This window comes from Mesorhizobium sp. WSM4823 (assembly GCF_055811195.1).
Genome location: NZ_JBVVQL010000008.1, coordinates 272,080 through 294,201 on the forward strand (window position 1 = coordinate 272,080; position 22,122 = coordinate 294,201).

At 60.2% G+C, this 22,122-nt stretch carries 18 protein-coding genes; 15 read left to right on the forward strand and 3 right to left on the reverse strand.

The genetic code is table 11. From position 1 onward, the window contains the following. The first annotated feature begins 81 nt into the window (after window positions 1–81). The 3 genes from AC0L26_RS21245 to AC0L26_RS21255 are packed head-to-tail and all read left to right on the forward strand — an operon-like array spanning window position 82 to window position 3,681. A complete protein-coding gene (locus AC0L26_RS21245; RefSeq protein ID WP_473634348.1) occupies window positions 82–1,296 on the forward strand; it encodes a glycosyltransferase family protein in 1,215 nt (404 codons plus the stop codon). 1 nt (window position 1,297) lies between these two features. Then, window positions 1,298–2,542: a glycosyltransferase gene (locus AC0L26_RS21250; RefSeq protein ID WP_473634349.1), complete on the forward strand. Its 1,245-nt coding sequence runs from the start codon at window positions 1,298–1,300 to the stop codon at window positions 2,540–2,542. Next, on the forward strand, window positions 2,539–3,681 hold the full coding sequence (locus tag AC0L26_RS21255) for a glycosyltransferase family protein (protein ID WP_473634350.1): 1,143 nt from the start codon (window positions 2,539–2,541) through the stop codon (window positions 3,679–3,681). Before AC0L26_RS21250 ends, AC0L26_RS21255 begins: the two co-directional genes overlap by 4 nt. 130 nt (window positions 3,682–3,811) lie before the next feature. On the opposite strand, the gene AC0L26_RS21260 is transcribed toward AC0L26_RS21255, so the two are convergent. Further along, window positions 3,812–4,483, reverse strand: coding sequence for a methyltransferase domain-containing protein (locus AC0L26_RS21260; RefSeq protein WP_473634351.1), 672 nt, complete (start codon window positions 4,481–4,483; stop codon window positions 3,812–3,814). On the opposite strand from AC0L26_RS21260, the gene AC0L26_RS21265 reads away from it, so the two are divergent. The 4 genes from AC0L26_RS21265 (at window position 4,473) to AC0L26_RS21280 (ending at window position 9,217) form a co-directional block, all read left to right on the forward strand. Next, window positions 4,473–4,895 carry a hypothetical protein gene (locus tag AC0L26_RS21265; protein WP_473634352.1) on the forward strand — a complete coding sequence of 141 codons (423 nt, stop codon included), beginning with the start codon at window positions 4,473–4,475 and terminating at the stop codon, window positions 4,893–4,895. The two genes, AC0L26_RS21260 and AC0L26_RS21265, sit on opposite strands and share 11 nt — an antisense overlap. A 17-nt stretch (window positions 4,896–4,912) precedes the next feature. Next, the gene (locus AC0L26_RS21270) at window positions 4,913–7,627 is read left to right on the forward strand and encodes an ABC transporter transmembrane domain-containing protein (RefSeq protein WP_473634353.1); all 2,715 of its coding nucleotides are present in this window, start codon (window positions 4,913–4,915) and stop codon (window positions 7,625–7,627) included. 69 nt (window positions 7,628–7,696) lie between these two features. After that, window positions 7,697–8,146 carry a cyclic nucleotide-binding domain-containing protein gene (locus tag AC0L26_RS21275; protein WP_352936192.1) on the forward strand — a complete coding sequence of 150 codons (450 nt, stop codon included), beginning with the start codon at window positions 7,697–7,699 and terminating at the stop codon, window positions 8,144–8,146. A 216-nt stretch (window positions 8,147–8,362) separates the two neighbouring features. Further along, entirely contained in the window at window positions 8,363–9,217 is an 855-nt protein-coding gene (locus AC0L26_RS21280; protein ID WP_473634354.1) for an MBL fold metallo-hydrolase, read from the forward strand. Window position 9,218: 1 nt separating this feature from the next. Here AC0L26_RS21280 and AC0L26_RS21285 read toward each other — a convergent pair whose 3' ends face one another. Both AC0L26_RS21285 and AC0L26_RS21290 read right to left on the reverse strand, forming a co-directional pair. Further along, window positions 9,219–9,974, reverse strand: coding sequence for a polysaccharide deacetylase family protein (locus AC0L26_RS21285; RefSeq protein WP_473634355.1), 756 nt, complete (start codon window positions 9,972–9,974; stop codon window positions 9,219–9,221). Then, on the reverse strand, window positions 9,971–11,059 hold the full coding sequence (locus tag AC0L26_RS21290; protein ID WP_473634356.1) for a glycosyltransferase family 4 protein: 1,089 nt from the start codon (window positions 11,057–11,059) through the stop codon (window positions 9,971–9,973). Before AC0L26_RS21290 ends, AC0L26_RS21285 begins: the two co-directional genes overlap by 4 nt. A 74-nt stretch (window positions 11,060–11,133) precedes the next feature. Here AC0L26_RS21290 and AC0L26_RS21295 point away from each other — a divergent pair, with 74 nt between their 5' ends. From AC0L26_RS21295 to AC0L26_RS21330, 8 genes are all read left to right on the forward strand, one after another. Then, complete coding sequence (locus AC0L26_RS21295) at window positions 11,134–12,312, forward strand: DUF3095 domain-containing protein (RefSeq protein WP_473634357.1); 1,179 nt, start codon at window positions 11,134–11,136, stop codon at window positions 12,310–12,312. A 114-nt stretch (window positions 12,313–12,426) separates the two neighbouring features. Further along, on the forward strand, window positions 12,427–13,770 hold the full coding sequence (locus tag AC0L26_RS21300) for a nucleotide sugar dehydrogenase (RefSeq protein ID WP_473634358.1): 1,344 nt from the start codon (window positions 12,427–12,429) through the stop codon (window positions 13,768–13,770). Between the two features lie 235 nt (window positions 13,771–14,005). Further along, a complete protein-coding gene (locus AC0L26_RS21305; protein WP_473634359.1) occupies window positions 14,006–15,346 on the forward strand; it encodes an adenylate/guanylate cyclase domain-containing protein in 1,341 nt (446 codons plus the stop codon). A gap of 149 nt (window positions 15,347–15,495) precedes the next feature. Continuing rightward, entirely contained in the window at window positions 15,496–17,391 is a 1,896-nt protein-coding gene (locus AC0L26_RS21310; RefSeq protein WP_473634360.1) for an ABC transporter ATP-binding protein, read from the forward strand. Next, on the forward strand, window positions 17,388–19,286 hold the full coding sequence (locus AC0L26_RS21315) for an ABC transporter substrate-binding protein (protein ID WP_473634361.1): 1,899 nt from the start codon (window positions 17,388–17,390) through the stop codon (window positions 19,284–19,286). The genes AC0L26_RS21310 and AC0L26_RS21315 overlap by 4 nt, the downstream gene beginning before the upstream one ends. Window positions 19,287–19,288: 2 nt before the next feature. Then, window positions 19,289–20,287, forward strand: coding sequence for an ABC transporter permease (locus AC0L26_RS21320; RefSeq protein WP_352936177.1), 999 nt, complete (start codon window positions 19,289–19,291; stop codon window positions 20,285–20,287). Then, window positions 20,284–21,465, forward strand: a complete 1,182-nt coding sequence (locus AC0L26_RS21325; protein ID WP_473634362.1) for an ABC transporter permease — start codon at window positions 20,284–20,286, stop codon at window positions 21,463–21,465. The genes AC0L26_RS21320 and AC0L26_RS21325 overlap by 4 nt, the downstream gene beginning before the upstream one ends. A 147-nt stretch (window positions 21,466–21,612) precedes the next feature. Beyond that, window positions 21,613–22,092: a class I SAM-dependent methyltransferase gene (locus AC0L26_RS21330; protein ID WP_473634363.1), complete on the forward strand. Its 480-nt coding sequence runs from the start codon at window positions 21,613–21,615 to the stop codon at window positions 22,090–22,092. Window positions 22,093–22,122: the final 30 nt, after the last annotated feature.

Below are 22,122 nucleotides of genomic sequence, written 5' to 3' on the forward strand. Positions count from 1 at the left end.
CAGGTCGGTAGACCCACGAGGATGTTTTCGTGCGGGGTCACCCACGGGCCTCAAGGCGAGAATTCTAAAAGACGTTCAACAATGACCCAGCACGTACAAAACGCTCGAATTCTCATGTACAGCCACGACACGTTCGGGCTCGGCCACTTGCAGCGCTGCCGGACGATCGCGCATTCGCTGGTCGAGGATTTCCGCGGACTTCAGGTGCTTATCATTTCGGGTGCGACTATCGCTGGCGCCTTCGATTACCGCGCCCGTGTCGACTTCGTGAAGATCCCCAGCGTCATCAAATTGCGCAACGGCGAATACACCTCGCTGGAAAAGGATATCGATCTGCATGAGACGCTAAGGATGCGTCAGTCGATCATCCGCCACACAGCCGAGACCTTCCGGCCGGATATCTTCATCGTCGACAAGGAACCGCTCGGCCTGCGCGGTGAGATCGAGGACACGCTGTCCTACCTCAAGACGCGGGGCACCACGCTCGTGCTTGGCCTGCGCGAGGTGATGGACGCGCCGCATCTGCTCGAAGCGGAATGGGCACGCAAAGATGTGATGCGCAAGATAGGGCTGTTCTACGACAAGGTCTGGGCCTATGGTCCGCCGGATTTCTACGACCCGTTGACCGGCTTGGATGTGCCGCCGGCTATCAGGGCAAAGATGAGGTTCGTCGGTTTCCTGCAACGGAGCCTGCAGCGGAACGAGTTGCCCGGCCACCGGCCCGAGGGCGACTATATCCTCGTTACCACCGGTGGCGGCGGTGACGGCGCCGATCTGATCCACGACGTCATCGATGCCTATCAGCAGGATCCGCAATTGCAGCATAGGGCGCTGGTCGTGCTTGGGCCTTACATGCCGGCGCGCAAGCGCAACAAGCTGCTCAAGAAGGGGTCCAAGATCCCCTACATCAAGATGATCGAGTTCGACAACCGCATGGAAGAGCTGATTGCCGGCGCCATGGCGGTAGTGGCGATGGGCGGGTACAACACCTATTGCGAGATACTATCTTTCGACAAGCCGGCGCTGATCGTGCCGCGCGTCGAGCCCCGCGAGGAACAACTGATCCGCGCACGGCGCGCAGCCGAACTCGGCCTCATCGAGATGCTTTTGCCGGAAGAAGCTGAGGATTCCCAGCGGTTTGCCGATGCACTGAAGGTGCTTCCGGACCGGCCCCGCCCATCGCAGAGCAATCCGCATCTGACGCTGGAAGGGCTGCCTCATATTTCCGAAATCGTCGCGGAACTGCTCGACCGGCGGGCCGGCCATCACCTTTCGGTCATTGAAGGCATGAACTGAGTTGCAACATCGCAAGATCGTCGTGGTTCTGAAGGGCTATCCGCGGCTGTCTGAAACCTTCATCGCGCAGGAACTGCTCGGTCTGGAGCGTGCGGGGTTCGAGCTGATACTCGTCGCGCTCAGGCGGCCGACCGACGCAAAACGCCACCCTGTCCATGACGAGATCAAAGCGCCCGTCCATTATCTGCCGGAATATCTGCATGAAGAGCCGCTGCGCGTGGTTCGCTCGCTGTTTGCCCATCTGCTGCGGCCGGGCTTCTGGCGCGCGCTCGGAACGCTGGCTACCGATATCCCCCGCGACTTTACGCGCAATCGCGTGCGCCGGTTCGGGCAAGCGCTCGTGCTGGCGGCCGAATGGCCGGAAGACGCGGGCTGGCTGCATGCACATTTCGCGCACACGCCGGCTTCGGTGACGCGCTATGCCAGCCAGCTTCGTGGGCTGCCCTGGAGCTGCTCTGCCCATGCCAAAGACATCTGGACTTCGGCGGACTGGGATCTGGCTGGCAAGCTTTCCTCGGCGCGCTGGACGGTCACTTGCACGAAAACCGGCTTCGACCGTCTGAAAAAACTCGCTAACGGCAACTCGTCCGTGCATCTGAGCTATCATGGGCTCGACCTTGATCGCTTCGGCAGTTTCGGCGAGGCGCGAAAACAGCATAACGGCTCGGCGCCGGACGAACCGATTATCGTTCTGAGTGTCGGGCGCGCCGTTGAAAAGAAAGGTTACGATACCTTGTTGGAGGCTCTTGCCCTCTTGCCCAGTGATTTGGCATGGCGTTTCGAGCATATCGGCGGCGGCGAGGAACTGGAACGGTTCAAGGCGCTGGCGCAAAAGCTCGGACTGGATGGTCGCGTCTCTTGGAAAGGCGCGCTTGCGCAGGAGGAGGTGCTTGAGCACTACCGCCGCGCCGACATCTTCGCCCTGGCCTGCAGGATTACCGCAAATGGCGACCGGGACGGTCTGCCGAATGTTCTGGTGGAGGCGGCTAGCCAGCGGCTTGCCTGCGTGTCGACCGATATTTCCGGCGTGCCGGAGTTCTTGTCGCCGGATGAAACCGGGCTGCTGGTTCCGACGGAAAACCCAATTGCGCTGGCACAGGCGCTAGAGCGCCTGATCCGTGATCCCGTACTGCGCGCCCGCCTCGGCGACGCCGCAGAGCGGCGCGTGCGCGGCAATTTCGATCATATGGCAAGCATTGGACAGCTCAAGGAACTGTTCGAGCGGGAGTGGCGGGCGGCCGAATGAAGCGGCTGCGCGTTTTCTTCTATGTCCAGCACCTGCTCGGCATCGGCCATCTCGCGCGCGCCAGCCGCATTGCGGCGGCTCTGGTCGATGACGGGTTTGACGTAACCATCGTAACCGGCGGAGCGCCCATCGCGGGGTTTCCGGGACTGGGTGTAAAGTCTGTAACCTTGCCACCTGTCACCTCCGGTGATGAAGGATTTTCCGGACTTGTCGACCTGCAGGGCAACCCGATCGACGATGATTTCAAGAAATTGCGTTCAGAGATGCTGCTGCAGGCATTCCGGGATTGCAGGCCTGATATCGTCATTGTCGAGGCGTTTCCATTTGGACGCCGGCAGATGCGTTTCGAACTCTTGCCGCTGATCGAGGCCATCGACGCGATGTCGCCCCGACCGCTGCTGGCGACGTCCGTCCGTGATATCCTTCAGGAACGCGTCAAGCCGGGCCGAAACGAGGAAACAGTCGATCTCATCAACAGGCATTTCGACCTTGTAATGGTCCACGGCGATCCGGCTTTCGCCACCATCGACAAGACATTTCCACTGGCTGGGGCGATCAGGGCCGACGTCACCTACACAGGGCTCGTTGCCGCGCCGCCATCGCCCGCGACCTCCGAGCGCTTCGACGTTCTGGTGTCGGTTGGCGGCGGGGCTGCCGGAAAGAGCCTTGTCAGATCCGCCGTCGCAGCGGCGCGGAATGCCAACAACGCGTGGAAATGGTGTTTGATCACCGGCCCAAACCTGCCGAAAGACGAGTTTGACGCGATCGCACGCGATGCCACGCCGGGCGTGTCCATCTTCCGGTTCCGCCAGGATTTCGCCAGCCTGCTGACCGGCGCCCGCCTGTCAGTCTCGCAAGCGGGTTACAACACGGTCTGCGATGTCCTGCGCGCGGGTTGTCGCTCGCTGCTCGTCCCATTTGCAGCCGGCGGGGAAACCGAACAGACGGTTCGCGCCCTGATGCTCGAAGAACTCGGTCTTGCAACGGTGCTGATGGAAAATGACCTGACGCCTGAAGATTTGGCGCAAGCGATCGAACAGGCGCTAGTAGGACCGACGCCATCCGCGCATCGTCTCGATCTGGACGGCGCGCGTCACTCGGCGCAAATCCTGCGCGAGCGGTATCGTACAGGTCCCTAAAAGTGGGGCGCGGTTTCGAAAAGTTCATGATAGATCCTACGCGCGTCGCGTCTTTCTGAGATTGGCGCGACGCCTTTCAAATCCTTGTTCTTATTGCCCAAAAGCCGCTACGCCCTTTTGGCGAAATGCCTTAGACACTTCCAATCAGCATGAAGCGCGTATAATTTTTTGTCGGCAGTTCGCCTGAGAAACGCACCTCCCGTAGCGCCGCCATTGCTTCGAAGGCTGCAAGTGAAGCCACGCAGTTGATGTGCGTTGGCTCGCTGAAATAATCGTTCGATTGCAGCAGTACATTCATGCCTCGCGGAAGCAGAGCAAGCCAGGCGCGCAGATCGGCTATGTGTTCGCAGCTCGTATTGACCGTCAGGTCGGGGCGTCCGACCGCATAGTCGAGTGCGTACATATCTGCCGTCATCGCCCGGAACCGGTCGCCTGCTTCCCGGTTGAGGGTCCGGGCGACCGGCGCGACTTCGGGATCGATGTCGATGCTATCGACCGCCGCGATGTCGAAGCGGGCGTCGTTGAAAAGCATTGCCGGCAATATGCCGTACCATCCACCCAGAACCCATATGCGCTCGAACCGGCCGCCGCAGCTTTCGAACAGCCTATCGAGCGCCCACATCTTGCAGGCGACCTGCTTATGGTTGAAGGCGTTGGCGATATCGGCCTTCGGATGCTTGGTGACGACTCGCGCCAGCCCTGCCACGAGAGGGCAGTTGACATAGGCAGCAATTCCCCGCGTGAGGTCTAAGGCTTGCTCGTGCCAATCCAAGCCGGCATTGCGTGGTTGCGTGACATCCATCATATTCGCCTTGTATGTTGGGATTTCGGGCGACACAACGCAATCTTGCCTCGCGCAAGCCTGTGGATTCGCGGACTTGATTATGCTGCAAGCTGCTTCGCCATTGCCCGGTGCCGGAGAGAGCCTGTTGCATCTGTCCGGAGCATCGGCATTCATCTGCCAGCACCAGCCGCGCAGTTGCGGCCTCGTGCCGCTCGGCTATTCGCCAAAACCCTACGGAAGCCGCGAACCGTTCGGTCAGTTGCTTTCTTCGCTGATCAACAACGCCCACGTCGTTGTCATCGAGGTTCCGTCCATCGTTGAGCGCAAGACGATCTCCATACACTGCTTCGAGTTTGCCGCTGGCGACGAAGAAATCGCCGATACGCTATCCGCCAGCAGGTGCTTTTACATCCTGTATCTTTCCAAGTGAAGGGTCCACAGCCGCATATGGAACCCAGCCTAGCCCGCTATATCTGGACGCACACCAAGAAGCAGCAACTCTGGATATTGATGATCGTCGTGCTTTCGATGATCCCGTATTTCATGTCCTTCGACCTGCCGAAGCTCATCGTCAACGGCCCGATCCAAGGTGACGGCTTCGAGCAACCGGGCGCGACCCAGCCATTCATGAGGCTACACTATAACCTGCCGTTCATTGGAGAGGTCCAGTTCTTCTCCGGTTTTCAGCTCGACCGCAAGGAGACGCTGTTTGCCCTGAGCGTTGTGTTTCTCTTGCTAGTCATCATCAACGGCCTGTTCAAACTCTACATCAACACCTACAAGGGCCGCCTCGGCGAACGCATGCTGCGGCGTATCCGTTTCGATCTGGTCGATCGTGTGCTGCGGTTTCCGCCGGTTTACTTCAAGCGGGTGAAATCCGCCGAAGTGGCGACCATGGTGAAGGACGAGGTGGAGCCGCTGGGCGGCTTCATCGGCGATGCCTTCGTGCAGCCGGTGCTGCTCGGCGGCCAGGCGCTGACAGCCATGCTGTTCATCATGGTCCAGAACGTCTGGCTGGGAATGATAGCGGCCGTGATCGTGGGGATCCAGATCGTGCTCATCCCTCGAATGCGGCGGCGGCTGATCGTACTCGGGCGCGAGCGGCAGTTGACGGCGCGCGCGCTTTCGGGCCGGGTTGGCGAAATCGTCGACGGCATCGGCGCGGTTCACGTCCACGACACATCAAACTACGAGCGGGCCGACATAGCTGCCCGGCTCGGGCTTATCTTTAAAATCCGCTTCGATCTTTACCAATGGAAATTCATGGTGAAGTTCCTCAACAATTTTCTCGCCCAGGTCACGCCCTTTTTGTTCTACATGATCGGCGGGTATCTGGTCATCCAGGGCGGGCTGGACGTCGGCCAGCTCGTGGCCGTGATCGGCGCCTACAAGGACCTGCCCGGACCGATGAAGGAACTGATCGATTGGGATCAGGCGCGGCAGGATGTCCAGGTCAAATATCAGCAGGTCGTTGAACAGTTTACCGTCGAGGGTCTCATCGCGCCGAGAATCGGGGCATTGACGATCGACGATCCCGCTCCAATGACCAACCCCCTGTCGGCCATCAATCTGTCCATGGCAGACGATGGCGGTGCAATGCTCCTCGATCGTGTCTCCCTCCAGGTCAAGCCGGGTGAGACGGTGGCGCTGGTCAGCACCACAACAGGTGGAGCGGAGGCGCTTGCAGAAGCCTTCGCGCGGCTGAATCGGCCGGACAGCGGAAGGGTCGCTTCGGGCGCCGACGACCTGCTTGAACTCCCCGAAGCAGTGACCGGCCGGCGCATGTCCTATGCCTCGTCGGATGTGTTCCTGTTCCAGGCAAGCCTCCGCGATAACCTGCTCTACGGGTTGAAGCATGCGCCGCTGACATCGATGACTTATGAGGGTGCTGCGGCAGACCAGCGACGCTGGAACATCGACGAGGCGCGTCGGTCGGGCAATCCGGAGCTTGATATCCACAGCGACTGGATCAACTATGCTTCCGCCGGCGCTACCGGTCCGCACGACCTCTTTGAAGCCGTGCGCCGGGTGCTCGACGCGGTTGTTCTGTCGCGCGACATTCTGGATCTTGGCTTGCGTTCTTCGGCCGACCTCACGCGTCACACGGAGCTTGCCAGGCGGATCGTCGAACTGCGTGCGGCGCTGCGAACCCGGCTGGAGCACGAAGGGCTGAGCGGACTGGTGGCTCCTTTCGAACCGGGCGCGTACAACAAGGAAGCAACGATCGGCCAAAACCTGCTCTTCGGCGCTGCCGCCGGCCCCGAACTGGCCGACAGGGCTCTGGCGGCCAATCCCTATTTTGCTTCTGTGCTGAAGCAAGCCGGCCTCGACCGCACGTTCTACGAAATGGGCATGGAGATCGCCGAACAGGCGATCGAGCTGTTCGCCGACCTGCCGCCCGATCACCAGTTCTTCCAGCAGCTCGCCTTCATGAGCGCCGAGGAGATACCCGCCTACGAAAGCTTGCTGCAACGGCTCAAGAACCGCCCCTACGAGACGGTTTCGGAGAACGACCGCGCCATGATCATCACCTTGAGCTTTACCTACATCGAGCCCCGGCACCGCTTCGGCCTGCTGAGCGACGAGCTCATGAGCAAAATCGTCGCTGCACGAAACCGGTTCTATGAAAACCTGCCGCCCGAGCTGCAAAATGCCGTCGAACGATATGATCCTGCCAAATACATTGCCGCGGCTACCGTGATGGACAATGTCCTGTTCGGGCGTGTGGGCACCAGCCATCCCGACGCGCCGGACCGCATACGCTCTATCCTCTATGACATACTTGACGAACTGGGGCTCTACGGCGAACTTCTGGATGTCGGCCTGGACTTCAACGTCGGCTCCGGCGGCAGGCGGCTGACCGGTGGACAGCGACAGAAGCTCGATGTTGCCCGGGCCCTGCTCAAGCGTCCCGATTTTCTCATTCTCAATCGGCCGCTGTCGGCGCTCGACCAGCGCATGCAGACTAAGGTGCTGCGAAACGTGCTCGAGGAAGCCAGACGCGACAGCCATTCGCCGGCAATCATATGGGTCGTGACGAATCCGGCTATGGCGGCGATGTTCGATCGCGTTATCGTTTTCGACTCGGGTCAATTGGTGGAAGACGGAACACACGAGTCCCTTTTGGCAGGGAACGGTATCTTCAAGGAACTGTTGTCGTAGAGTAACGGACATTCCATCTGAGCGTCCGTTGCTCTAGTCTGGCAAACGCGAATTTTGAGGTTTGCGACAATGCTGCTCAAGGATGAAGTTGGAATGCTGCAACGCGTTCCCTTGTTCTCCGCCATCGAGCCGACAAAGCTCAAGCTGCTTGCGTTCACATCCGATCGTGTGAGCTACAGCGCCGGCCAGATCCTTTTCCGGCAGGGCGACGAGGGAGACGCCGCCTATGTCATCCTTTCAGGCAGGGCGGATATTCTGGTCGATTCTGACAGTGGACCGATAAAAGTTGCCGAACTGGAGTCAAATTCGATTGTTGGCGAGATCGCCATATTGTGCAACAGCTCCCGCACTGCCACCGTCAGGGCGGCAAGTCCGCTGGAAGTCTTGAGAATCCGCAAGGATCATTTCCTGAGGCTTATGAGGGAGTTCCCGGAAATGACCATTGAGATATTGCGGGTTCTTGCCGATCGCCTAAGCCATACGACCGCGGATCTGATCGACGCACGAAGCGCCAAATAACGAAGACGTGCGTTCGATCCTCACCGTCGTGATGGCACTGTCCTCTTGCTGAGAAGGTCACCCGGAGAAAACCTGTCTCGCCTCTTTGTTTTGACGCAATTCCCAAGGGAAAGCGCTACGCGCTTTTCGCGGGAAAACCATTTCACACTTTTCCGGGAATTGCTCTAGCACCAGTTGTTTGGCTACGATGGGTGACGGGGACTGCGAAGGGCTACCATGGACGACGATGTTTTCCTGGTCAGGTTTTGGGGCGTGCGCGGCAGCATTTCGGTATCGGGGCCAGAATTCGCTCGCTATGGCGGCAACACAATCTGCGTTGAGATGCGATGCGGTAAGCATACGCTTCTGTTCGACGCGGGCTCTGGCCTACGGCCTGCCGGCGGGGCGCTTCGGGCGTCGAGCGTGACCGATTTCGACCTGCTTTTCACCCATTGCCATTACGATCACATCATCGGGCTGCCGTTTTTTGCGCCGATCTATGACCGGAGCGTCAAGCTTACGCTTTGGTCCGGGCATCTTGCAGGACGCATGACGACCCGGCAGATGCTCGACGAGTTCATGCGGCCGCCGTGGTTTCCGGTGAAACTGGATATCTGCAAGGCAGGGCTCGACTGCCGCGATTTCGTATCCGGAGACGTGCTTCGGCCGCGCGAAGGGGTGGTGGTCCGAACCGGCAGTCTTATCCATCCGGGCGGCTGCATAGGCTACCGGGTCGAATGGGGCGGCCGCGTCGTGGCGGTGATCACAGACACTGAGCACGAACCGGACAAACTCGATCAGGCGGTGCTCGGCCTGATCGACGATGCCGACCTCGTCATTTATGATTGTGCCTACACTGAGGAGGAAATGGAACGCCGCCGTGGTAACGGGCACTCGACATGGCAACAGGGCGTCAAGCTCTGCGAGGCGGCCGGTGCGCGGGGGCTTGCGCTGTTCCACCACGATCCGACACGCACCGACGATGAACTCGACCAGATCGAGAACCTGGCCAAAGACAGGTTTGCCGGCGCTTTTGCCGCACGGGATGGCCAGACGCTCAAATTTCCAAGGTCATTGCACAAAAAGCGCTGAGCTATTTTCCTCTACCCGCGATCAATGTCCTGATCGGAACCCATGCGCAGGCCTCAGTCTGTGCGGTGACTGTGAACAGCCGTTCGAGGAAAAGCCAGGCCGATTCATCATGTACGAGATGGTGGGTGAGCAGGCCGACCGGTTCGCCGCCATCGAATGCATGCCGCAATTGCGCGATGATAGCCTGGACCAATAGGCGATGATCGCGGCAGCCCCGGGGGCCACGCCAATCCATAATGTCGACATTGCTGTTGATGACCGCCAGTGAAGCCGGCTTCGGCGGCCCATAGACCGACAATGCCGCAAATCCTATTGATCCGAGGTCGGATACCAAGCCGGCGTCGATCCTGTTCCAGGGTGGAACCAGCATCGGAACGGCACGTGCGCCGTGCAGGCAGGTTACGTGCGATAATCCGCGAGCCAGATCATCGAGCATCGCCTCGCGTGGCCGATGCGCGCCGAGCTCCTGTTTTTTCTGGTCCTCGGGCGCCTGATTTCGGTGCGCCCAGCCATGGATGGCGACCGTGGCATGCGGCGCCTCGTCGAGCCGGACGACAAGCTTCTCATCAGTCATAGCCGGAATGACGGCCAGAGTGACCGGAATCGCGAACTCACCGGTGAGCTCGAGCAGCCGATCAAGCTCAGGCGTCGGATCCACGGCGTCATCGTCGCGCAGCCAGAACTCTGCCTTGCGGGCCGCCCGTCGCCAGCACGCCAGCTCTTCCACCAAGGGCTGCCAGATCTGATCGGTTGTCATGAAACCGGGATCTTCGCAAGAAGTTCGGCCAGACGCGCCGCTGCATGAGCGAGGGAACGTTCCTCGAGGATAAAACGTCTGGCTTGATCGGCCATGATGGTTCTTTCGTCGTTGCTGGCCAGAAGCCTTTCAATGGCAGAAGCGAACGCCGCCACATCGCCCGGCGGGGTGAGGAACCCGGTTTGACCATCCCGCACGACTTCCGGCACGCCGGCGATGTCCTGGGCCACCACCGGAAGGCCGGCGGCCTGTGCTTCGAGATAGGCAATGCCATAGGCCTCGCCGCAACCCGGCCAGACATAGAGTCCCCCGCTGTACAGGACATCCGGCACGGCGGCTGGCTCTATCGCGCCAAGCCATTCGATACGGTCGGCGGGCAAGCCGGCGAATTGCGCTCTGACCTCGCCGCAAGCAGGCCCGTCCCCGACGACCGACATGGTCCAGCGCAGGTGGCCGATCGAACCGAGTGCTTGCGCCAGCATCCGATAGCTTTCGACTTTGTCGCCCGCGCGCATCATGGCCACGGTAACAAGGCGCGTTGGACAACCCCGTGCCGGCGTTTCCCGGAATACTGATGTGTCGATGAAGGGCGAAAGCAGACCGAGAGCGGCGTCGGGAATCGCATCTGTCAATCCCTCGCGATCCCTTTGCGTGAAGCAGATGTTCAGTGCTGCCTGTTCGACGGCTCGCGCCACCAATGCTTGCGTATCGGCCCACAAGCCGGCGTTGCGCCGCCTCGAATAGGAGGCTTCCGCTGTCACATAGGGGATAGCAAAGGCCGACGCCAGCTCGGGCCCGATCAGGTCGGGCGCCTTGTAATAGAGATGATAGGAGAACCAGAGATCGGGCTTGCCCTCACGATCCCAAAGCTTGGTCAGCCGCGCGGCCTCCTCTTGGGCCTCGATCTTGAGCGCATCGAAACTCTTCGACTCCGGTTCGCGTAGATACAAGCGCAATTCGGATGCCAGTTCGACGCTATGCCCTACATGCTCCAGCGCTTTGACCAGCATCCGTGCCATCTGGCGGTCGCCGGAGGCAACGGGATGATTGGGTGACTTCAGCGGCGCGTAGAAAGCAATTCGCATCGTCGGACCCTATCATCGGAAAGCCTGTGCAAGTCAATTTCGATGCATGATCGACTTCACCTTCAAGCACTGGAATGTGCTATCTGATGCTCATGGAAACAGCTGCCGCGTCCGAACCGTTTGTCGCTTCTTTGCCGGTCTTCGCAAGGTTCGAAAGCGTTGCCGATATCGATAACTATCGGCCCCTCCCCGATGGCTGGGCGCTGGCCACCGCAGACATCGTCGGCTCGACCAAGGCGATCGAGGCGGGGCGCTATAAAACCGTCAATATGGCCGGCGCCAGCGTCATTTCGGCGCTGCTCAATGCGCTGGGTAGGCAAGATCTTCCCTTTGTCTTCGGCGGCGATGGTGCGCTCGTGGCGTTTCCTGGCTCCGCGCTGGAGATCACCCGCAACGCGCTGGCGGCTGTCCAGAGATGGGTGGCGGACGAACTGGATCTGACCTTGCGTGCCGCTATCGTGCCGATAAAGGATATAAGAGCGCAAGGCTTGGACGTTCGCGTGGCGAGGTTTCAGGCCTCCGATGCGGTCTTCTATGCCATGTTCGCCGGAGGTGGCGGCAGTTGGGCGGAAGCCGAGATGAAAGCGGGGCGCTACCGCATCGATCCTGCGCCGGCCGGCGCGCGGCCGGATCTGACCGGCCTCTCCTGCCGCTGGAACCCGATCGAAGCCCGCCATGGTGAAATCGTCTCGATCATAGCCGTACCGGGGGCGTCGCGCGACCTGCGCGGTTTTCAGTTTCTGGCTTCCGACATCATCGCTCTTGCCGGCAGGCAGGAACGCGATGGCCACCCGGTGCCGGTGAACGGGCCGGACTACAGTTTTCTGCCCGCCGGTCTCGATATCGAGGCGCGGGCCATGGCACCGGCAGGATGGCGGTGGCTGTCGAAGCTGTGGGTAGTGTTCCTGATGACGCTTACGGCTGTTACGGATAGATGTGGCTGGACGATCGGCAGTTTCGATCCGAAGATCTACAAACGCGAGGTGGCCAGCAATTCGGATTTCCGGAAGTTCGACGACGGCTTGAAGATGACCATCGACGTTGACGCGGATGTGTTGCAACGGATCGAGAACCGGCTGAAACAGGCGGAGGCGGCGGGCATCTGCAACTATGGCCTGCACCGCCAGAAATCGGCCCTGATGACATGCCTCGTCGCCTCGCCGCTGCAGCGCGATCACGTTCATTTCATCGACGGCGCCGCCGGCGGCTATGCGATGGCTGCCGCAAGCCTGAAGGCGAAGGTGCCGGTCTGATGACGGCTTGCGGAAACCGATTTTCCGCAATATGCCTCGGCCATGTTCTCGGGATTATGGTGAGCCTCGCCATAGGTGCGGACAGCCTGTCCGAATTGACGGGAAGCAGAATTTTTGGACGCCTCACGATCGACATATGACCATCTTCTGAACCGGATTTCGACACGGGCCGCGCAAGTCGGCGTGATCGGACTCGGCTATGTCGGGTTGCCGCTGGCGGTTGCGATCGCACGCGCCGGCTTCCCAGTTTCCGGCTTCGACGTCGAAGCCCAGAAGGTCGAGAACCTGAACAACGGCCAATCCTATATTGAGGCGGTGACGTCGACAGCCCTTGCCAGCGAGGTGGCGAGCGGACGGTTCCGCGCCACTGCGGATTTTGCCGAACTGGCCGTCTGTGATGTCATCATCATCTGCGTTCCGACACCGCTGACGAAACACCGAGAGCCGGACCTCTCCTTCGTCAGGGACACGGCAGGCACCATCGCGAAGCGTTTACGTCTCGGCCAGCTGATCGTGCTGGAATCGACCACCTATCCCGGCACCACCGACGACGTGATCAAGCCCATACTGGAAAAAACCGGCTTACAGTCGAAGATAGACTTCTTCCTCGGCTTCTCGCCCGAACGGGAGGATCCCGGCAACCGCAGCTTTGAAGTCGCGACGATCCCCAAGGTCGTGGCAGGCGACGGCATTGAAGCGGCGACGCTCGTTCAGACTTTCTACCAGGGCGTGGTCAAGACCGTCGTTCCGGTTTCCAGTACGGCGACCGCCGAGGCGGTCAAGCTGACGGAAAACATCTTCCGCTCGGTCAACATAGCCCTCGTCAACGAGTTGAAGGTCGTGCTCGGTGCGATGGGCATCGACATCTGGGAGGTGATCGAGGCGGCAAAGACCAAGCCCTTCGGCTACATGCCGTTCTATCCTGGCCCTGGACTTGGCGGGCACTGCGTTCCGATCGATCCCTTCTACCTGACGTGGAAGGCGCGCGAATACGAACTGCCGACCCGCTTCATCGAGCTGGCGGCAGAGATCAACACGGCCATGCCGCGTCATGTGGTCGATGAACTGGCGAAGGCGCTGGACCGGCGCTGCGGCAAGGCGCTCAGCCGCTCGCGCATTCTCATCATCGGGCTCGCCTATAAGAAGAATGTGCCCGACATCCGCGAAAGCCCCTCATTGCGGCTCATTGAACTCATCGAGGAATGGGGCGGCAACGCGGAATTCCACGATCCGCATGTTACCGAAATCCCGCCCACACGGGAGCATATGGCGATCAAGGGGCGCCGCTCGGTCGAATTGACCGAGGCGGCCTTGAAAGATTTCGATGCTGTCGTCGTTGCAACCGACCACGACGCGATCGACTATCAGTCGATCGCTGATCACGCTCTTCTGATCGTCGACACACGCAATGTTTTTGGCCGCCTCGGGCTAGCCCGAGAGACGGTGGTGAAGGCCTAACGGTGGCCGAGCCGGCGAATTTTTTGCCCGATGTCAGGATCGGGATTGCACTCCGCCGGCAGTCTCGCCACATAGTGTTGCGGGAGATAGATGCGGTTTCCGCCAGCTTCCCTCCTGCAAGGACAGTCATCCGGGAAGTTCTTCGCCGGCTTTTACCGGCGAAGCCGGCTTCGTTGACTTCGATTGTATGGCGGATCAAAGGAGATGGCTCGTCTTCGACGGGTTTCGAGATAGCATGAGCACAGCGCAAGCAGAAATTTCCACCATTCTCATGGATAAGGTTGCCGATTGGCTGACCCAATCGGCGCTGGCAGGCAACGACCTGGAAACATTGGTAAAAGGCTTTTGTGAACGGCTGGCTGCTGCCGGCCTGCCGCTGAAGCGGGTGCATTTGAGCTTTTCGATGCTTCATCCGCTTTATGACGCGCTTGGCTTCACCTGGTTTCGCGGCCAGGGCCTGGAAGTGGAAGGCTTCCGCAAGGAGGACGGCGTTCATTCTGACAGGTTTCTGACCAGTCCATACTACCATCTGCTCAGCAACAAGCTCGACCATCTGCGGCGCCGATTCGACCCGTCGGTGCCGTCGGAGTTTCCTGTTTTCGATGAACTCAGACGTATGGGCGTCACCGATTACATGGCTTTCGTCCATCCCTTTAGCGGCAACACCAGTCAAGGCATGCTAGGGTCTTGGTCCACCGACAGTGCCGCAGGCTTCAGCGACAGCATGATTTCGGCGCTGCTGCGCATCCAGAACCATCTCGCTATAGCAACCAAGATGGCGGTGCTCACCAAACTCGCCGACAACATGATGACCACTTATCTCGGCGGCGACGCCGGCAGGCGCGTGCTGGACGGCCAGATCAAGCGCGGCGAGGGCGACACAATCCGGGCCGCACTGGTCATGGCCGATATGCGCGGGTCGACAAAGCTCGCCGAAACCTCCGGCCGCGAAATCTATATCGATACGCTGAACCAGTTTTTCGATGCCATTGCTGCACCTTTCAATCGCAAAGGCGGGCAGATCATGAGTTTCCTGGGGGATGGCTTCATTGCCGTCTATCCTTGCGAAAGGCACCGCTCGCAGTCCGAGATCGCCTGCCAGGCTGCTCTTGCGGCAGCGCACAAGGCCAGCGCTCGCATGATGGAGCTCAACCTGCGCAGAAAACAGCAGGGGTTGAGCGACATAAACTTTGGTATCGGCCTGCATGTCGGCAACGTGATGTTCGGCAACGTCGGACTTACAGACCGGCTCACATTCTCTGTCTTCGGCTCGGCTGTGAACGAGGTCCAGCGCCTACAGACCCTGACCAAGAAATATCCACACAGCGTTCTCGCCAGCAAAGACTTCGCCAGCTATTGCGGCGCCAACAGTTGGCTGGCGCTCGGCAAGGAGGAACTGGCTGGTATCAAGCAGAAGCTGACGGTGCTTTCACCCGATCTGTCGGGTGCTCTCGCACTCGATGAAGACGGTGCGCTGGAGCCGATTTACGACCGAGTATCGGATGCCGAGCAGGTCATGCTGCTTCATCGCGATGCCGCGCGGCTGTCGGCGGGCGACCCGAGGAAGCTCCAGTAACCACCACGATCGGACCGGAACGCCTTTGGTGTACAGCCTGGCCGCCGGTTCCGCCAGGGAACTTGCGACCGTTTCGAATCTAAGTTGCTCTAGGCTGGCAATGCGCTAGTCTCGCCTTCTGGACCGACCAGAGTGGGGCTGGTGTGAGAATGAATTCGGGCGTTGATCTGCTGCGGATCGAGGATGTTGGCATCTCTTTTGCCATTGTAGGGGGACCGTTGCATGCCGTCAGGCGTGCAAATCTTCGCGTCCTGCCCGGCAAGGTTACTGCGCTTGTGGGCGAGTCCGGTTCCGGAAAATCGGTTCTCAGCCAGGCTGTGATGGGCATTTTGCCGAACACAGCCCATGTTCGCGGCCGTATCCTGTTTTCCGATCCTGAAAAGCCCGGCACGACGCAGGACATTCTGCAGATGCCGCGTGACGGACCCGAAATCCGGGCGTTGAGAGGCAGCCGCATCGGCAAGATCTTTCAGGAGCCGATGACATCGCTGTCGCCGCTGCACACGATCGGCAATCAGGTCAGCGAATCCCTGCAGATTCATACGCCCATGGCTCGGGCGGAGCGCAAGGCGCGGACCGAGGAAATGCTTGGCCTTGTCGGCTTTCCCAACCCCAAGCGCGCCTATGACATGTATCCCTTTGAACTTTCGGGAGGATTGCGTCAACGCGCCATGATCGCGATGGCGCTTATCTGCCGGCCCGCGCTGTTGATCGCCGACGAGCCGACGACGGCATTGGACGTCACCATCCAGGCGCAAATCCTGCAATTGCTGCGCGAGCTTCAGACGAAGCTGAACATGGCGATGCTGCTGATCACGCACGACCTTGGCGTGGTCGCCAATGTCGCCGACGAGGTGGTGGTCATGTACCATGGCGAGATCATGGAAGCGGGACTCGTGGAGGCGATATTCCGCCGGCCAAGCCACCCTTACCTGAAGGGCCTGATGGCAGCCGTTCCGCATTTCGACCTGAAGCCTGGCGAAAGGCTCAAGGCGCTCCGCGAGGTGCCGGTGAATGTCGGGAACCTGCTTGGCAAGCAGACGGCGCCGGTATCGAAGGGGCCAGACGACATCCTGCTGTCGGTCAGGGATCTGGCCAAGACCTTCACCATCCGCAAGTCGGGATGGTTCGGCGGAGATCATCAAGCCTCTGTTCGCGCCGTGGACGGCGTGAGCTTCGATATCAGGCGGGGTGAGTGCCTGGGTCTTGTCGGCGAAAGCGGCTGCGGCAAAACCACCGTCAGCAAGATCCTCATGCGGGCTGTCACGCCTAGCGGCGGCTCTGTGATCTTCAACGGCCGCGATGGTCCGATCGACGTCTTGAAAGCCGAGGGAGACGCCCTGCGCATGCTGCGCGCCAAAATCCAGATGGTCTTCCAGGATCCGGTTTCGTCGCTTTCACCTCGCATGACGGTGGAGAACATCTTGAGCGAGCCGCTGGAAATCCATCAACGTGGCAATACCGCGTCCCGACTTGCCACGGTCAAGAGCCTGATGCAGGCAATCGGGCTCGATCCGCGCTTCATCAAGCGCTATCCGCACAGTTTCTCCGGCGGGCAGCGTCAGCGTATCGGCATCGCGCGCGCGTTGGCGCTGGGGCCTGAACTCCTGATCTGCGACGAGCCGGTTTCGGCGCTTGATGTCTCTGTCCAGGCGCAGATCCTGAACCTTCTGAAGGACCTGCAGAAGGAACTAGGCCTGACCTACCTGTTCATATCCCACAATTTGGCGGTGGTGGACTACATGGCAGACCGCATCGCGGTGATGTGCGGCGGGCGTATCGTCGAGCTCGCGCCGCGCGAAATTCTGCTTAGGAAACCGGTCCACCCCTACACGCGCTCGCTGGTCGCCGCAGTACCTTTCCCCGATCTCGACAGGCCGATGGATTTCAAGGCGCTGAAGCTCGGCGGCGCTTCCGACACCAGCACATGGGGACCGCAGTTCCGCGAGGAAGGCGACGAGGATATGCTGTCGTCGCTCGACCTTGGCGGCGGCCACCTTGTGCTGGCCCGGCGTACGGCCGATGTCGGCGAGTTACGCCATTGATCAGCCGGCGCACCGTCCTTGGACTCATGGCTTCGGCACTTCTGCCGGGCACGTCGCGTGCCGGCGATCTGGAGCCGGAATTTCTTCAGCCGCGGCTGAAGGCCAAGGCGCTGCCAGCACTCGCCGAACGCCTGCCCAAGAGCCCGCGCGCGTTGAACCTCGCCGCGATGGGCCGGCAGCCCGGCCAGCATGGCGGCACGCTGCGCACGATCATCGGCAGCCAGAAAGATATCCGGATGATGACGATCTACGGGTATGCTCGCTTGGTCGGCTATGACGAAAAGCTTAACTTGCAAGCCGACATTCTCGAAAGTTTCGACGTAACGGACGATCGCGTCTTCACTTTCAAGATTCGGGAAGGGCATAAATGGTCTGACGGTAGCCTGCTGACGCCGGAGGATTTTCGCTATTGCTGGGAAGATGTCTGGCTGAACGATGAGCTTTCGCAAGGCGGGCTTGCCCCGACCCTACTGGCGGACGGCAGGCCGCCACGCTTCGAGATCGTCGATCCGTTGACGGTCCGCTATAGTTGGGATGCGCCCAATCCCGACTTCCTGCCCAAGCTTGCTGCTGCTTCGCCGCTATCGCTTGTTCTGCCGGCCGCCTATCTCAAGCAGTTCCACAAGAAATACCAGGATCCATTCCGCCTCGCCGGCCTAATGAAGGAGAACCGGGCCAAGAAATGGACGCTCCTGCATATCCGCATGTCGCGGCAGTATCGCCCGGAGAATCCGGAACTGCCGACCCTCGATCCCTGGCAGAACCGGACCAAACCGCCGGCCGAGCAATTCGTCTTCGAGCGCAACCCGTTCTTTCATCGAATAGACGAGAATGGCCGGCAACTGCCCTATGTCGACCGGATCGTCATGAATGTCAGCTCGTCGGCGATCATCTCCGCCAAGACCGGTGCGGGCGAGAGCGACCTGCAATGCATGGGGATCGACTTCAGCGATTACGCCTTCCTTAAGGACGCGGAGAAGCGCTACCCGGTGAAGATGCATCTGTGGAAACGCACACAGGGTTCGCGGCTGGCGCTGCTGCCCAATCTGAATTGTTCCGACCAAGTGTGGCGTGGCCTTCTTCGTGACGTGCGCGTGCGCCGCGCCCTTTCGCTCGCCGTAGACAGGCGCGAGATCAATATGGCTGTGTTCTACGGATTGGCGCAGGAAAGTGCCGATACGGTCCTGCCGGAGAGCCCGCTCTATCGGCCGGAATTCGCGAAAGCCTGGGTTGCCCATGATCCCGACCAGGCCAATGCCCTGCTCGACGAGGTCGGGCTTCAGACGCGTGACGATGACGGCCTGCGGATACTTCCCGATGGACGCCCTGCGCAGGTCATCGTGGAAACGGCCGGCGAAAGCACGCTGGAAACCGACGCGCTCGAACTCATCACCGATCACTGGCGCAAGATCGGCATCGCCCTGTTCATCCGGACTTCGCAGCGCGATATCTTCCGCAGCCGCGCGCTTGGCGGCCAGGTCATGATGTCGATGTGGTCGGGCATCGACAATGGCGTGCCGACCGCCGACATGAACCCGTACCAGCTGGCCCCCACCATCGACGACCAGCTGCAATGGCCGCTCTGGGGTGCTTACTACTTATCTCACGGCAAGATGGGTGAGGCGCCCGATCTTCCTGAAGTGGTCGAGTTGATGGGTTTACTCAAGCGCTGGAACGCATCGACCGAAACCACGGAGCGCGCCGAAATCTGGAATTCAATGCTGTCGATCTACACCGATCAGGTGTTTTCGATCGGCACCGTGAACGGAACGCATCAGCCGGTTCTGGTGTCCTCGCGGCTGCGCAATCTGCCTGACAAGGCGCTCTACGGCTACGACCCGACCGCCTATTTCGGTGTCTACATGCCGGATACATTCTGGCTTGGAGACACCTGAGCGTGCTTCGATATTTTGTCTGGCGCATCGCCGTGATGGTTCCAACACTGCTGGTCATATCGGCACTGGTGTTCACCATCATCGAACTTCCACCAGGCGATTATTTCGACAGTTATGTTGCTGAGCTTCGGGCTCAGGGCGAAGCGGTGGATTCCGATCGCATCGAGATGATGCGCGAGGAATATGGTTTCGACCAGCCACCGGTCATTCGCTACTTCTACTGGGTCGGCGGGATGCTGCACGGCGATTTCGGCTATTCCTTCGAATATGAGCTGCCGGTTCGCGACGTCGTCGGGGACCGAATGTGGCTGACGGTGCTGGTTTCCTTCGTCACGATCATCTTCACCTGGCTCATCGCCTTTCCGATCGGCATGTACTCCGCCACGCATCAATACAGCTGGGGCGACTACGGCCTGACTTTCTTCGGCCTTCTCGGCCTTGCCATTCCGAACTTCATGCTGGCGCTGATCCTGATGTATTTCGCCAACATCTGGTTCGGCACATCCATCGGCCATCTCATGGACCAGCAATATCTCGGCGAGCCGATGAGCTGGGCCAAGGCGAAGTCGATCCTCGCCCATCTCTGGATTCCGGTCTTGATCATCGGCACCGGAGGCACGGCAAGCATGATCCGGCGGCTGCGCGCCAATCTTCTCGACGAGCTACACAAGCAATATGTCGTGACGGCGCGCGCCAAAGGACTTCATCCGTTCAAGGCGCTGGTCAAATATCCGCTGCGCATGGCGCTCAATTTCTTCATTTCCGACATCGGCTCTATCCTGCCGGCCATCATCTCCGGCGCCGAAATCACGGCGATCGTACTGTCTTTGGAAACGACCGGGCCGATGCTGATCAAGGCGCTGCAAAGCCAGGACATGTATCTGGCAGGGTCGTTCCTCATGTTCCTCGCCTTCCTGACGGTCATCGGTGTCCTGATTTCCGACCTGGCGCTGGCGCTGCTTGATCCACGAATTCGTTTGCAGGGCGGCAGCACCAAATGAACACGCATTCACCCCTGCCCGCTCCGGGTGCTCCACTGCAGCACTACGTTTCCACCGCGCCCTTTGACCTGCAGTCGGTCGAGGCGATGACGCCGGAGCAGTCGAAGGTCTTTCAGGCGTCGCAGTTGCGGCTGATGTGGTGGAAATTCCGGAAGCACCGGGTTGCCGTTATATCAGGCATATTCCTGGCAGCGCTTTATTTCGGGATACTGATCTGCGAGTTCCTGGCGCCCTACAATCTGCACACGCGCAACATGGACTACATCTATTCGCCGCCGCAGCGGGTGCACCTGTTCCACGACGGCCAATTCGTCGGTCCGTTCGTCTATGGCCGCCAGATGACGCTGGATATGGACACGCTCAAGCGGAACTACGTCGAGAACAAGGATGATGTTCAGCGGATCCGTTTCTTCTGCAAGGGCGACAGTTATCAGTTCTGGGGCTTGATCGAAGGTGACAGGCATTTTGTCTGCCCTGCCGAAAACGGCCAGCTCTTTCTAGCCGGCACTGACAGGCTGGGGCGCGATGTGCTCTCGCGCATCATCTATGGTGCACGCATTTCGCTGACAATCGGCCTCGTCGGCATCAGTTTCAGCTTCCTGCTCGGCATTGTCATCGGCGGACTGGCCGGCTATCACGGCGGTATCTTCGACCTGATCGTTCAACGGATAATCGAAGTTCTGCAATCGATCCCCAGTATTCCGCTATGGCTGGCCCTGGCGGCGATCATGCCGATAACCTGGAGTCCGATCCTGATCTATTTCGGCATCACCGTGATCCTCGGGCTGCTCGACTGGACCGGACTGGCGCGGGCCGTGCGTTCAAAGCTTTTAGCCTTGCGCGAGGAGGATTACGTTCTGGCCGCGCAATTGATGGGCGCCAAGAGCAGTCGCATTATCGGGCGGCATCTCATTCCCGGCTTCATGTCGCATCTGATCGCGACGGCGACGATCTCCATCCCCGGCATGATCCTGGGCGAGACGGCGCTGAGTTTCCTCGGGCTCGGCCTGAGGGCGCCGATAACCAGCTGGGGCATCCTGCTCACCGAGGCGCGCAGTGTCAGCGTCATCGCGTTCTATCCATGGCTGCTTTTGCCGATGCTCCCCGTCATTCTCGTCATCATGGCGTTCAACTTCCTCGGCGACGGCTTGCGGGACGCCGCGGACCCTTACAAGTGAGATCGCTGTTCCGCCGCGCGGCCCTGCCGACGACTCCACCCGTATGACGCTTGTCGGCGGCCGGTTGGGTTATTGCAGGGTTTGTCGTTCGCCTCTATATGCGGCAAGCCTCGATCGGGGCTGCTGGTTCAGGACATAAAATCGCATATGAGTCGCCTTGATAACTTCATCAGCAGGATGACCGCACAGCGCGACATTCTCAATCAAATCTGCCCCGAGGTGGCGAAGATGGAGGGGCTTGTGCTCGAGCTCGGCCTCGGCAATGGCCGGACGTTCCACCATCTGCGCGAGCGCCTGCCCGGGCGCCGGATCGTGGTGTTCGACCGCGAAGTTGGCGCACACGCCAGCTCAATTCCCGAAGCTGAAAACCTCGTGCTCGGCGAAATACGCGAGACGGCCCGCAAGTTCATTGGCATCGACGCCGCTCTTGTTCATGCCGACATCGGCACCGGCTATGACGATCGCGATGCAGTGACCGCTACCTGGCTTCCCGATCTGATTGCGTGCCTGCTTCGCGTCGGCGGCTTCGCGGTCAGTGGCACACCGCTCGATCACCCGCTGCTGCAACGCCTCCCGCCGCCGACTTCGGAGCCCGCCGATCGTTATTTCCTCTGCAGGCGCGTCTGAGGGGCCGAGACGACCCAAATCTTCAGGGGC

Bases quoted from the DNA above. Each gene is read 5' to 3' on its own strand.
- AC0L26_RS21270 (WP_473634353.1), top strand. From the start codon at position 4,913: ATGGAACCCAGCCTAGCCCGCTATATCTGGACGCACACCAAGAAGCAG.
- AC0L26_RS21275 (WP_352936192.1), top strand. From the start codon at position 7,697: ATGCTGCTCAAGGATGAAGTTGGAATGCTGCAACGCGTTCCCTTGTTC.
- AC0L26_RS21260 (WP_473634351.1), bottom strand. From the start codon at position 4,483: ATGGATGTCACGCAACCACGCAATGCCGGCTTGGATTGGCACGAGCAA.
- AC0L26_RS21310 (WP_473634360.1), top strand. From the start codon at position 15,496: ATGAATTCGGGCGTTGATCTGCTGCGGATCGAGGATGTTGGCATCTCT.
- AC0L26_RS21325 (WP_473634362.1), top strand. From the start codon at position 20,284: ATGAACACGCATTCACCCCTGCCCGCTCCGGGTGCTCCACTGCAGCAC.
- AC0L26_RS21290 (WP_473634356.1), bottom strand. From the start codon at position 11,059: ATGCGAATTGCTTTCTACGCGCCGCTGAAGTCACCCAATCATCCCGTT.
- AC0L26_RS21330 (WP_473634363.1), top strand. From the start codon at position 21,613: ATGAGTCGCCTTGATAACTTCATCAGCAGGATGACCGCACAGCGCGAC.
- AC0L26_RS21255 (WP_473634350.1), top strand. From the start codon at position 2,539: ATGAAGCGGCTGCGCGTTTTCTTCTATGTCCAGCACCTGCTCGGCATC.
- AC0L26_RS21285 (WP_473634355.1), bottom strand. From the start codon at position 9,974: ATGACAACCGATCAGATCTGGCAGCCCTTGGTGGAAGAGCTGGCGTGC.
- AC0L26_RS21305 (WP_473634359.1), top strand. From the start codon at position 14,006: ATGAGCACAGCGCAAGCAGAAATTTCCACCATTCTCATGGATAAGGTT.
- AC0L26_RS21245 (WP_473634348.1), top strand. From the start codon at position 82: ATGACCCAGCACGTACAAAACGCTCGAATTCTCATGTACAGCCACGAC.
- AC0L26_RS21295 (WP_473634357.1), top strand. From the start codon at position 11,134: ATGTGCTATCTGATGCTCATGGAAACAGCTGCCGCGTCCGAACCGTTT.
- AC0L26_RS21280 (WP_473634354.1), top strand. From the start codon at position 8,363: ATGGACGACGATGTTTTCCTGGTCAGGTTTTGGGGCGTGCGCGGCAGC.